The sequence below is a fragment of the Paenarthrobacter histidinolovorans genome, from assembly GCF_014647595.1.
In the GTDB taxonomy this organism is placed as follows: Bacteria; Actinomycetota; Actinomycetes; order Actinomycetales; family Micrococcaceae; genus Arthrobacter; species Arthrobacter histidinolovorans.
On the sequence record NZ_BMPM01000002.1, the window covers coordinates 517,166 to 529,328 of the forward strand.

At 59.6% G+C, this 12,163-nt stretch carries 12 protein-coding genes; 3 read left to right on the top strand and 9 right to left on the bottom strand.

Annotated features, from left to right (window positions below):
* Positions 1–161: 161 nt before the first annotated feature.
* Both cspE and IEY62_RS06900 read right to left on the bottom strand, forming a co-directional pair.
* Entirely contained in the window at positions 162–365 is a 204-nt protein-coding gene (cspE, locus tag IEY62_RS06895; RefSeq protein ID WP_011773907.1) for a transcription antiterminator/RNA stability regulator CspE, read from the bottom strand.
* Between the two features lie 232 nt (positions 366–597).
* Positions 598–1,173, bottom strand: a complete 576-nt coding sequence (locus tag IEY62_RS06900) for a hypothetical protein (protein ID WP_189015279.1) — start codon at positions 1,171–1,173, stop codon at positions 598–600.
* Between the two features lie 163 nt (positions 1,174–1,336).
* Between IEY62_RS06900 and IEY62_RS06905 the strand changes: the two genes are divergently transcribed.
* Together IEY62_RS06905 and IEY62_RS06910 are read left to right on the top strand one after the other, a co-directional pair.
* Complete coding sequence (locus IEY62_RS06905) at positions 1,337–1,684, top strand: hypothetical protein (protein ID WP_189015281.1); 348 nt, start codon at positions 1,337–1,339, stop codon at positions 1,682–1,684.
* 52 nt (positions 1,685–1,736) lie between these two features.
* Entirely contained in the window at positions 1,737–2,981 is a 1,245-nt protein-coding gene (locus tag IEY62_RS06910; RefSeq protein ID WP_189015283.1) for a flavin-containing monooxygenase, read from the top strand.
* Between the two features lie 44 nt (positions 2,982–3,025).
* Here IEY62_RS06910 and IEY62_RS06915 read toward each other — a convergent pair whose 3' ends face one another.
* From IEY62_RS06915 to IEY62_RS06935, 5 genes are all read right to left on the bottom strand, one after another.
* Positions 3,026–3,256, bottom strand: coding sequence for a hypothetical protein (locus IEY62_RS06915; RefSeq protein WP_189015285.1), 231 nt, complete (start codon positions 3,254–3,256; stop codon positions 3,026–3,028).
* Positions 3,257–3,532: a hypothetical protein gene (locus IEY62_RS06920; RefSeq protein WP_189015287.1), complete on the bottom strand. Its 276-nt coding sequence runs from the start codon at positions 3,530–3,532 to the stop codon at positions 3,257–3,259.
* Positions 3,533–3,657: 125 nt separating this feature from the next.
* Positions 3,658–4,278: a dihydrofolate reductase family protein gene (locus IEY62_RS06925; RefSeq protein ID WP_189015289.1), complete on the bottom strand. Its 621-nt coding sequence runs from the start codon at positions 4,276–4,278 to the stop codon at positions 3,658–3,660.
* A gap of 103 nt (positions 4,279–4,381) precedes the next feature.
* A complete protein-coding gene (locus IEY62_RS06930; RefSeq protein ID WP_189015291.1) occupies positions 4,382–4,582 on the bottom strand; it encodes a hypothetical protein in 201 nt (66 codons plus the stop codon).
* Between the two features lie 68 nt (positions 4,583–4,650).
* Entirely contained in the window at positions 4,651–6,042 is a 1,392-nt protein-coding gene (locus IEY62_RS06935; RefSeq protein WP_189015294.1) for an APC family permease, read from the bottom strand.
* A gap of 379 nt (positions 6,043–6,421) precedes the next feature.
* On the opposite strand from IEY62_RS06935, the gene IEY62_RS06940 reads away from it, so the two are divergent.
* Positions 6,422–7,216 (top strand): hypothetical protein, encoded by a 795-nt coding sequence (locus IEY62_RS06940; RefSeq protein ID WP_189015296.1) that lies wholly within the window; start codon positions 6,422–6,424, stop codon positions 7,214–7,216.
* A gap of 660 nt (positions 7,217–7,876) precedes the next feature.
* Here the strand turns inward: IEY62_RS06940 and IEY62_RS06945 are convergent.
* Positions 7,877–9,088, bottom strand: a complete 1,212-nt coding sequence (locus IEY62_RS06945; protein WP_189015298.1) for an McrC family protein — start codon at positions 9,086–9,088, stop codon at positions 7,877–7,879.
* A complete protein-coding gene (locus IEY62_RS06950; RefSeq protein ID WP_189015300.1) occupies positions 9,088–12,018 on the bottom strand; it encodes an McrB family protein in 2,931 nt (976 codons plus the stop codon). Before IEY62_RS06950 ends, IEY62_RS06945 begins: the two co-directional genes overlap by 1 nt.
* Between the last annotated feature and the right edge of the window lie 145 nt (positions 12,019–12,163).

Below are 12,163 nucleotides of genomic sequence, written 5' to 3' on the forward strand. Positions count from 1 at the left end.
CTCCCACGCTACGGAGGGCTGGAGCAGAGTTACACGGGTGTAATTCGCTATGTGGATATGTATTCGAATTAGATACTTACATCTAGTACTGACATTCGATACATGGGCGCAAAAAAACAGGGCCGGTCAGTGACCGGCCCTGTTTCTTGGTTATCCGAAGACTAGATAGCCTGGATGTTTACTGCCTGGGGACCCTTGGGGCCCTGCTCGACGTCGAAGGAAACCTTCTGGTTCTCTTCGAGGGAGCGGTAACCTGAGGAGTTGATCGCAGAGTAGTGAGCGAAAACGTCCTGGCTGCCATCTTCAGGAGAGATGAAGCCGAAGCCCTTTTCGGAGTTGAACCATTTCACGGTACCTGTAGCCATTTTTTCAGTCCTTACTGAAGGTGGAGATTCTCCCGACTTTCGGGTCTCCGGTGTGGGGTGTTCTCCACCGTTACTTCAGAAGGTCACGATCCAGATGGATCATGGGGACTGCCTGAACTACCAAATGCCAAACACAACAACACCGTCAAGTCTACAGAGTTCTGAGCAGATAGCTAGTGCTGGGAAATGTTTTATCCATCGGATGTGTCGGACAGGCCCAAAATCGGCTGGATTACAGTCCCGGATGGACCCCGACCTGCGGCGCAGCCAAGCCCTCGGGAGCTTGCTGTTGAAGCTTCCCGTCAGGACCCCGCAGCCAGTGGCGGCCATCGCTGTCCATGAAAGTCACCGTGCCCATGTAGTCGATATTCCCGGGAAGGGGTTCGCAGACGTGGCCCGCATCGATGAACACGGGCCAGCGGTCTTGATGGCTGAAGAAGTAGCGGCCGGGTGGAAGGATCTTGGCGGTAGCCTTGATCGCCGGAATCGGGCGGTCCCGCCGGGTGACTCCGTCGGGCCGTTCCATGGTCAACCGGAAGATCGGCGCGTCACTGGAATTGACCAGTTCGATGCCCCACAGCTCCTGGTCCTGAAATTTCTTCTTGACTGGCCAGAAGGCGATCCGCCCGGCCTGCCGCCGCTCCGCCGTCGTGATTGCTCTCTGGTCCCGTTCTGCTTCCAAGCGGCGCATCCGCTGGGACTCCTCCACCGTTTGCCGCGAATGTCGTGTTGCTTTGGCGACGAAGAACAGCGCTGTAGCCGTAGCCAGCGCGCCAATGATCTCCGCTATGTCAGCCCAAATCCCCATGTCCAACCCTTCTGTAATCCACGGTGATGTGCCCGGCTTCTGTTGCAAGGCACCTCTGGTTAGTGATCCAAGGCGGCCGGATGTGACGCCACGGCGTCACGACCTGGCCTGACCTTGCACTCCTCCTACAGGAACAGCACGAGTGCCCAGGGGGCCAGTCACATTGAGCATCACCGATTTCCCGTATGGCGGATCGTCGTCCGATCACGCGCGTCCCGGGAGTCCTTGGACGAGCCATTTGCTGCGGAACTTCGACCTCAAAGTCATCATTGAGATTTCCGGCTGCGAGCGCAGCGCGGCGCGGCTGCTGCTCGGTGAACCGCTGTCCGGAGTCGACGTCGGACCTCTCGCCATGGCGAATCACGCCGCCCGGCACATGGGCTACCTGCCGCTTTTCGAGCTCAGCGGCAATAAGCAGTCCATAACGCAAGGTGGGGAGGCGGTCCTCCTGGAGGTTCTCCCTCAACGCACTTTTCCCTTGAGGAGCATCCCGGGCGCGCGCCCTCGCTGAAGGGCGGCTGGGGCCATCCCCAAACGTCGCCCCCGAGCGTAAACTCCACCTCATGGGACGCTCCCAGGACACGGTTGTCATTGGCGCCGGCCAAGCAGGGCTGGTGACGAGTTTCTGGCTGACACAGCTGGGGGTGGGTCATCAGCTTTTGGAACGGCGCGACACTTTGGGCGGTGCCTTCCAGGACCGTTGGGACGGCTTTTACATGAATACGCCCAACCTTTCGCTGGACCTCCCGGGGATGCCGTTCGACGGCGGCGACCGCGACGCGTTCATCCCGCGCGACGCCGCGGTGAACCTTTTCAGGCGGTATGCGGAGCTGATTACGGCACCGGTCCACACGGGCGTCGACGTGATCCGGTTGTCGGCAGCACCGGAGGGCGAGTTCCTTATCGAGTCCTCCCAGGGGAGCCTGCGAGCGCGGAACGTCGTCCTGGCGACGGGCGCGTATCAAGTGCCCAAGGTTCCTGCCCTGGCCGCCAAGCTCCCTGCCGGAGTGGCTCAGATGCATACCCACGATTACCGCAATCCGGAGCAGCTTCCCGATGGCGCGGTGTTGATCGTGGGGACCGGACAGTCGGGCGGGCAGATCGCCGAGGAGCTCCACGCCGCCGGCCGCGACGTCCACCTCGCCGTCTCCGTGGTCCCGGAAGCCCCGCGCCGATACCGCGGCCAGGACCTGATCTACTGGATGCTCGAGACCGGCAAACACGGACCCGGCTACGGCATCAACGCCCTCACCCGCGAGGCACTGCCCTCCCCCGCATTGCGCTTCGCCCCCAATCCCCTGCTCTCAGGCACCGACGGCGGCCACAGCATCCACCTCCGCGAACTCGGCCGCCGCGGCATACACCTGCACGGTCACCTTGAAGCAGTCGACGGCGGCGTCATCACCTTCAGCGACGACCTCCCCGAACGCCTCGCCGCCGTCGAGTCCGCGTTCGGACAACGGTCACGCAAGGCGATTGATGCCTACATTGCTGCGGCGGGGATCGATGCTCCGGTGCATGCGGCCGCGGAGGCGGATGACTGGCTGCCGGTTGAGCCGGCGCGGGTGAATCTGGCCGATGCGGGCATTACGGCGGTGTTGTGGGCCTCGGGTTATCAGCTCGACTTCGGGTTCGTGGACCTGCCCCTGGTGGACGAGTGGGGGTATCCGAAGCACTCGCGAGGGGTGACGGAGTTTCCCGGGTTATTCGTGGTGGGGCTGCCGTGGCTGACCAGGCACTACTCGTCGATTGTTGGCGGGGTGGGGCTGGACGCGGAGTACGTGGCGGGGCGGGTTGCCGGGAGTTGAGGGCTTCTAACGGGTCGTCTTCCCCGCCGATGCGCCGACTGGCCCTACCTCGGCCATAGGAAGATCCCCATGAAGACCAGCCCGGCGACGGCCGGAATACCGGCTGCCACCTTTGAGAGGGCGAGTTGATACTCGTACGTCTTGAACGGTGTACTGTCAGGCAGCCACGACCAACCGTCCACGCCGGCACGTGCCATCAAATCGCGCATCAGGTACAGAACCAGCCCACTGAGTATCAGGAAGGATCCGACGACGGCGAGGAACGGGTCGCCCATCTAAGCTCCCGACCACGGCGGCCGGAAGACGACGGTCAGCAGCACAATCACCAAGCCACCGACGATCAAGACCGAGCAGAAAAACACGCCGAGCATCTCGAGGCCCCGAACCCGCTCCTCATGCAGCTCCGAGTCTGCCTCAAGAGATTCGGCGTCGTAGATAGGCAACTTTCGTCCGAACATCTGTGATGAGATCCAGTACTGCCGGCGGGCAATCCATTTCCGGAAAGGCAACCAGACCAGGCCGATCGCTATGAAGGCGAGACCAAGCGTCATGATCCCCCTTTCGGTCCGTGGTCGTCACACCATCCTAGAAGTCCGCGAAAACAGACTCGTGCCTTGACCCAGCGTGTTGAGGGGAATCCCCTGCTCCGCTCCCGCAAACGCTCAAATTACCAACCTCATGCAGCATCGATGTCCGCCATGTTTCCAACAGCAGGCGTCCCCTCAACCAGTGCGTAGCGCTGCATCACGGCGCCCTTCGGTGAGGCAACCACGGGCTCGATAAGCCGCAGGTTCGTTGGCACCACCCCATCGGCAAACACTTTCTTCCCGCGGCCGAGGAGGATCGGATAAACCCAGAGATTGAGCTGGTCGAACATGTGCTCAGCGAATAGGGTCTGGACGAAGTCGAGGCTACCGATCACGTGGATGTTCTGATGCTTCTCACGGAGTTCCCGCAAGGACGCGACCGTGTCAGGGCCGAGCAGCGACGATCCCTCCCATTCAAGCTCCAGCGACTGCCGGGACGCCACATACTTCGGAAGGCGATTGAACAGATCCGCGATTTCACCACCTTGGTGCGGCCAGTACGCAGCGAAGATGTCATAAGTCCGCCGGCCAAGGAGGAGGGCATCCATTCCCACCATCCCGGCGTCGATCTGATCCCCGACAACCTCGTCTATGAGTGGTGCTTGCCAGCCGCCGAATGCGAAGTCCTCGGCGGGGTCCTCCTCGGGCCCGCCCGGCGCCTGCGCGACGCCGTCAAGCGTGGTGAACAGGTCAATGTGAATCAGTCCCATGGCGGGTTCCTTCCCAGCTGCCCGTCGTCACCCCGGCGACAGGATCAAGTCGAGGGTTCCACAGGAGGGACTGCCAGGCAATGGGTACTGGAAGACTGACGGCCTAAGCGCCGTCCCTCATTTTCTCCGCACCCTGGCGCCGTTCAAGAATCACCCAAGCCACCGTCGTCGGTGCCCCGATAAGCACCAGAAGCGTCATGCTCCAGAACCCGTCGATCACTTTGGTGAATTGCAGAGTCAGAATGGCTAGCAGCAGGACGGTAGCTGCAAGGTTCAACATGCGGATCTTACGTGCGGTAGTCATTTTCAAGAATCGCTCCCCCTACGACGTCGTCCAAGAAGCCTAACGTCATCCGCCGAAAGCAACGACTTCTAGGCTTCCTTCAGGTCCAGCTGAGGTGCCGGCCTGCGGAACCCACGAGTCAGGTAGGCGAGCCATACCAAGCCGACCGCAGCCCATGCCAGACCGAAGCCGATCGACAATCCGCTCAGACTCGTCCACAACCAAACGGTGAGCGCAAAGCCGATGCCTGGCAGCACGAGATTGTGAATGATTCCCCTGGCTCCGCGGGCCTTCTGGTCAATGAAGTAGTGCTTGATCACGGCCAGGTTCACCACCGAGAACGCTACGAGCGCTCCGAAGCTGATCAACGAGGAGATCGTCAGAAGGTCCAAAACAAAGGCCAGCAAGGAAACGGCCGAGGTGAGAAGGATCGGTAGCACGGGCGTACGGAATCGTGGGTGCAGGCGACCCAAAGCAGCCGGGAAGACGCCGCTACGACCCATTGAATAAATGATGCGCGATACCGATGCCTGAGACGTAAGGGCCGATCCCAGGCTGCCGGCGATGTAAGCAGCCGTGAAGAAGGCGACCAGCAGGTTGCCACCGGCTGCGCCAATTACTTCAATCGCGGCAGCGTCGACGTCGTTGAACGTGCTGACCGGCAGAACCAAGTGGCTGATGTAGGCGAGCCCCAGGAAGATCACGCCTGCCAGGACTGTGGTGATCATGATGGCACGGGGCAGGTTTCGCTTCGGATCTTTGGTCTCTTCGGCGAACGTCGAGACGGCGTCGAAGCCCAGGTAGGAGAGGCAGAGGATGGCGGAACCGGCAAAGATCGGCGAGAGGCCATCAGGGCCGTCGACGCCGGTGAATGGCGCCAACAAGTCGACGGTGCCCGAGCCGGTGATGGACGAGAGACCTAAAGCGACGAACAGCACTATGAATAGCCCCTGCAGTCCGACGACAACGAAGTTTGCCTTGGCGATCGCCGTGATGCCGAGAATGTTCAGCACCGTCACTGCCGCGATTGAGACGATCATGAATACCCAGGCAGGGATGGCCGGGAAGGCAGCTTCCATGTAGATGCCGATGAGCAGGTAGTTGATCATCGGGAGCAACAGATAGTCGAGCAGCAGTGACCAACCGGCCATGAATCCTAGCCCGGCTCCGAAGGATCGCGTTGCGTACGTGTACGCGGATCCCCCAAACGGGAACGCCTGCGACATCCGCCCGTAGGAGCGGGCCGTGAACAGCATGACGACGAGGGTCACCGCGTATGCGGCAGAAAGACGACCTCCGGTCAGCTCGACGACGATGCCGTAGGTGCTGAAGATCGTCAGCGGCACCATGTAAACCAAGCCCAGCAGGACCAGCGAAGGAACTCCCAGGACGCGGCGCCAACCTTGGGCCGTTGGCTGGTCGGATGTCGGCCCCATAGGCTTCTCGCCTGCTGGTATGTCTGTATTGAATGTCGGGGTCATGGGGATCCTCGGTCGTGATGCTGGGGTGTGCTTGAAGCTACGACGCTGCAGAACTTCGTAGCAGCGACCGGATCTTGGGGGTCACCGGGATCCTGAAGTGCTGGGGGCGGCTGGCGAGATCTGGGTGGAGGTCGCAGGCCGCTTGCGGGGAAATGAATAGTGTTCATTTATTGTGTCGGTGAGCCGGATCACAGTCAATATGTGACGGGGATTCCGTTCCTGTCTGGGCTGATACGCCGCGAGCAGCGATGCCCACCTCACCGTCGCAACCTGCCCCCAAACCCTCCGCGATACCGCGGCCGGCAGCTCATCTACGGAAGGCTCGACCTGTTCTTCGCAAAAGGCCACCGTGGTGGAAACTTCTCGCTACGATCTACGAATGACCGAAACACAAGAGGTAGAAAGCCTCGGCTTAAATTTCACGCAGATTCTGGACGCTGCGGCAAAATTGCCGGGGGTTCGAATCAACAGAGGCACATATCTCCGGACGGCGCTGAAGCGCCATTGCACCGAGGAGCAGATTGAGAAGGCAATCGCTGAGAGTCCTGCCGCCGCTGGAATCCCCCTCAAGGTCTTATCTGAGGTAGCGAACACCTCCATCAAATATGAGACAAGCAAGGTTACCGGCTTGTCAGCTCTATCAGGTATCCCTGGGGGGCTTGCGATGATAGGCACTGTTCCGGCTGACCTGATCCAGTACCTTGGCCACATGCTACGGATTTCCCAAAAGCTCGCTTATATCTACAGCTGGCCGGACCTCTTCGCCGACGAAGGTGAAGAAATCGACGAGGCCACGGAAAGCATGTTAGTCCTCTTTATCGGCGTCATGTTCGGCGTTCAAATCGCCCAGAGTGGAGTGTCCAAGGTAGCTGCCATGGTCGCCGCTAACGTTGCCAAAAAGCTGCCGCAGAAGGCCCTCACACAAGGAGTCATCTACCCAGTTGTGAAGAAGGTCGCCGGCTATCTTGGAGTCAGCATGACGAAGAAGCTTTTCGCCAGTGGGGTGGCGAAGGCAATCCCCGTCGTCGGCGCGCTGCTGTCTGGCGGCCTCACCTTAAGTACCTTCCTACCAATGTCTAACCGCTTGCAGAAGCACTTGGCCAGTCTGGAGTTAACCAAGCCAGGCCACCGGCCCAATGAGCGTGAGAACGTCCACCAGGAAGTCATTAAGTAGATAACGGTCAACTTCAGAACTTACGAAGAAGAAGTCAATGAGAGTTGGGCCGCAGACGTCAGACACTTCAGTTTTTTGAACACGGCCCAAAAGAATATTCTGCCCTTGTCCCGAATTGCAGAACTAAGGAAGCATATGACTCACACCCCAGAAGATGCGACCGGCCAGTACCCTGGCCGGCAGAGTTTTCCCTACCAACAACCGCCGCCTGGTTGGACCTATCAACTAGCCCCCATAAAGCCCCCATCGTCTGGTTATCGGGTAGCTGCAGGCACCATCTCAATAGTCTTGTCACTGTGGGCGACTCTTTTTTACTTTGTAACCACGACGCGTTTCTCGTATTACTTCCAACCCGACACGACTGACTTGATCCTGATGACCTTGTGGTTCATTTGCATGTGGGGCAGTTTCGTCTGCGGCATCATCCTACTGGCGAAACATCGGCAACGCGGTAAGGTCGTACCATCTTTGGTAGGTGGTAGCGCAGCCTGCGGTCTTCTGGGATTCGCAATGCAGAGCGGATACTCCCCGACACTCATGCAACTTCTGAGCCTGCTGGTAGCAGCCTCTGTGATTGCTCTTATCGTCCTTGATATGCGCCGGCGCCCCTCCGCCAACTAAGGCAGTGGCGTTACGGATGCATGCCGTTCAGTGGCCCTCCTATTGGGTGCGGCATGCATCCACCGCCCGCCCTGCCAGCTCCCCCACCCGCGTCAACAACGCCTCCGGCTTGTGTGAAAGATCCAGCGGGAACTCCACCACAGATATGCCGGTGTTCCGGATCCGGCGCACGCGCGGCTCTCCGGCACCGGCGTAAACGAGCCAAGCACGCGGCACCCCGAGTGCAGTGCAATAGGCAAGCATTTGATAGTGGTCTGAATTCGGATACGCACCACCGGCCGAAGCAGCCTTGTACTTCGCGTCAAAGATCATCGCGGGCCTTCCGCCAACGGAATGCACCACATCCACAAACATGCGCACCCTGTCACCGTTGGAATAACCCGGCTCCGCTTCATCCATGGACACTTCGTACTGCCACTCCGTCAGCCCTGGGTATGGCTCCAGCGCCTCCCTCAGCGCAGTCGCAACAAAGTCCTCAAACACCGTGGCCATGTTCACCACAAAGGACGCAACCGTGCGGTGTCCGACACCAGCCTCGGCGGACATGGTCCGGAGGATGATTTCGGACAACCTCAGCGCAGGTACGTAGTGTCCGTTGATCCTGGAGTCGGACCAGGCCGGCAGCGGGGCTCCATGGTTCAAAGCGGAGACACCGTCGAGCTTTGAATCCAGATGGGCGAGTCGTACAACAAGCGAGTCAGACAGCCGCGGAACATGGAGCACCATCCGAATGGCCGCCCGGAGAATCTGGTTCTCAGCGACGTCGGGGGTGTAGTCGTCATAGGAGACTTCCAGTGGCAGAAGTAACCCAGGACGACGGGTCATCTGGTCGCCGACACGGATGCGTCCCCTGACAGTGCGCAGCGACTCTTCCACGTGAACGTAGCCGTTCAGCGGGCCGCGTTCGAGGGCTCGTTCCCCGTGCCTTGCGAGCGACTCACCCAAGGCAGCAAAGAGGTCGTTGTCCTCCTCGGCAACTACTTCGTCCGATCTGAACCCAGGGTCGGCGGCATAGCCCAGCAGAAAGAGCATTTTGCTGAGACCAACCTTTTCCTTGGGTTTCACTCTGACCAAGAGGTCGTCGATCTGGACTGCACCTACCTTTCCGGAAGGCAGAATCGTCCACGCACCACCATGAGCGGGGAAAACGGACACCAGCCCGGTGTCCCGCAGCGTGGCAGCCACCTCACGGTCCAGGACCACGGGCTCCGGGTACCCACGCAGCTCGTCGAGGATCATCTCTGTCGGCATTAGTCTGTGTCTTTTCCGTCCGATTCCGGCACAACGGTAGCTGGAGCCGGGCCGCCGGCGCCCGCGGCCTTACGCCGAACAGCAGCGAGGCCGAACTTCTCACGGATCTTTTCCCGACTCATTTGTCCGAAATAGTGTTCCTCGAATAACGGCAACAGCTCGTACTTCCAGATTTCAGCCAAGCCCTGTTCGGTCTCAGCGTGGTCTTTCATGAAGTACGACGGTCCGATCATCAGGTCACGCTTAGTGGTCCCGATTTCACTGTTAAGAGCGTTCAAGAGTTGGGCGCGCAGGGCCGGCTGCCCGGTCGTCTCCAGGAAGCGCTCAAGCATGCCCGAGATCATGCCTTCCTGCGGATGAAGCTCCACGAACGCGAAGCGGCGTCGAATCGCGGCGTCCACCATGGCAATTGAGCGGTCGGCCGTATTCATCGTGCCAATGATGAACAGATTCGGTGGCAGCACGAATGTCTGCTGCGGGTTGTACTGCAGGTTGATTCCTTGATCGCGGTACTCCAACAGAAAATACAGCTCACCGAAGATCTTTGCCAGATTCCCGCGGTTCATCTCATCGATGATCAGGAAATATGGCTTGTCACGGTTCCCGTCCAGCGAAGCCTCTGCGGCGATTCGCCGCAAAGGTCCGGGTTCGAGGCTAAAGCCAACATCCCCGCCGTCGGACTTCGCGGGACGGTAGCCCTCAAAGAAGTCTTCGTACGCGTACGAAGGGTGGAACTGTACCGTCTTGACGTGGTCCCCGTGTTCCTCCCCCGCGAGGAAGCGTGCGATCTTGCCCGCCAGGTACGTCTTGCCGGTCCCGGGAGGACCGTAGAACACGATCTGCTGACGCGTCTGCAGCAGGCGAATGACTTCCTGGATGTCGTCGCGCTCGACGTGCAGCTTGGTTGCGAAGTCAACGGTCGCCTCGCGCAGTTGAGGTACGACGGCGGGCTGCGGCGATGCGGTCGTGTCGGGTGGCGTGCCGTCCACCACGGGTTCGGTCGCGGACCACGCACTGATGATGGAAAGTGCATCCGTGAGGTCGACGACGGATCCCTGTTCCTCCAACAGCCGTGGCATCGGTGCAGGGAGATCATCATTGGCTATGGGTTCCTGGCGCCACGTCACTTGCCTACGCAAGCGGGACGTCTCGTCGTCTGCGTACTCCGCTTCGCCCGTGATAACGCCCAGGTAGAGGTTCCTTTCGAAGGCTGTCAGGACGAAATCGTCCACCTTCATCTGGCTGAGGAATCGGTAGAACTCTTGGGCCCGGACTTTACGTTCCGCATAGTCAATGTGCTGATATCCAGCATTTACCGCGGCCTGTACCTCATCAAAACTGCTTCGAGGAGAAGGTGAGCCTAGGTGCTGAGCCCTGAGGGAGACGAAGTCATGTCCGAACCAAGAGTCGACCATCCCAACGCCGCCTTGATTTTGACGAACCAGCCAGGCCCGTCGCCCCGAATTATCCGACGGTTGCCACTCGCTGAGGTAGGGCTCGGCATACCACTCGACATATTCGTCCGAATCGCCCTGCTGGGCCTGTCGGATATTCAGCAGGTCTTTGGCAATATCGAGATCCGCATTCCCGCTCGGCCCCCCGATAATTCCCGCAAATGCGTTGCGGATCTTGATCCGGTGATCACGGCTGACTATAGGCTGCAGGTAATCGGGCCACGCCAGAAACTCGATGCAGTAACGGATTGTTGGCCAGTCCTTGGTGACCGTCTGCGTCAGTCCCATAAATGCCCACGGGTCCTCAAGAGCCGCGCTGATTACGCTCGCAGGCTGCTCCGTCACGTGCTCCACAAACCGGCTGAGCCAACCGACGTGGTCTGCGACTTGGATATTGAAACCCACACCCCCATTGAATGAGCCCTTGGCTTGAAGCCCTTGGCGGAGCACCTCCGGCAACTCGACGTCGGCCTCGGGCACCCACGACAGAACTTTCTCCACTCGGGCGATCTTCGTTGCCGACGTAACGTTCTCCAGAGGAAATACTTGGAGGTAAACCAATTCGGCAGCCAGAAGGACGGTCTCCCGTGGTGCGCCTGCCAGTTGCCGCTCCAACTTGGCCATAAACGAGCCCGGGCCGACGTCGGTGTTCCTGCTCCGACGAGCAAGATCCTTGGCTGTTTCCGGCGTCCACGTTAACGTGCGGCCGTCCATGGGCGAAGGCTTGCCACGAAGACCGCTTCTGATGATCAGCTGGGCGGGCGTCTCCGCCTGCACCGTATCAACAGGTGCTAGCTCCACTTTGTCACCCCTCCATGCCCGGAATGCGGCACTGTCTGCAGGACTCCATTCATCCGTCGGGTCCACATTCATGACAGTCCACATCAGTCCCTGGGCGTCCAAGCGGTCGCGCAGTGAAATTCCATATTCGGGAGCCAGCCGAATGATCTCGTCGAGTGCCTCCAGCAGAAGTTCATACCGGCGAGCTGGTTCCCCGTTAGCTCCTCTATTGTCCCATCCCACAAGTTTGAGGAACTTCTTCGCCGCTTGGGCTCGATACGGTGGGAAACGAAGGGGGTCTCGCCCCATAAGTAGGAGTGAAGCAAATCCGACTATGCCGCCGACCGAGAACTGCTCTTGATTGTGTGGGCGGAGCGCGGCTGTGAAATCGCTAATGCGACGGGCATCCACGTCGCCTTCCCACAGCAAAGCAACCACTTTCCAGAGTTCGTCTGGTGAGGACCGGCCGACATCGATAAGTCGCATCATGAAGTACTGGTTCATAAGATTCGACGAGGCGATGTCTCTTCGAAGAGCCTCGAACCATCCGTTGTCGTGCTGAAGGAATACTTCCCTGGTCTTTCGAAGCTTCTCGGCCACTGAAAGCTTGTATTTGTACTCGTCGGCGTCCAGGTCAACCGTCTTTGAGAAGAGGGCAGCGAACTCCATGAACTGCTGCCACTGTGGATCGGTCACGCTGCGGCCGTCCTAAACGACGCCAAAGACTCCCACTCGACAAAACGGGACATCCACACACTCCGATTTCTGCTCAATCGACGACAAGTTTTGCCGCGGTCGCGGACAACTCTAGGGCTGATTTCAGCTCGGCGTTCACGACCAC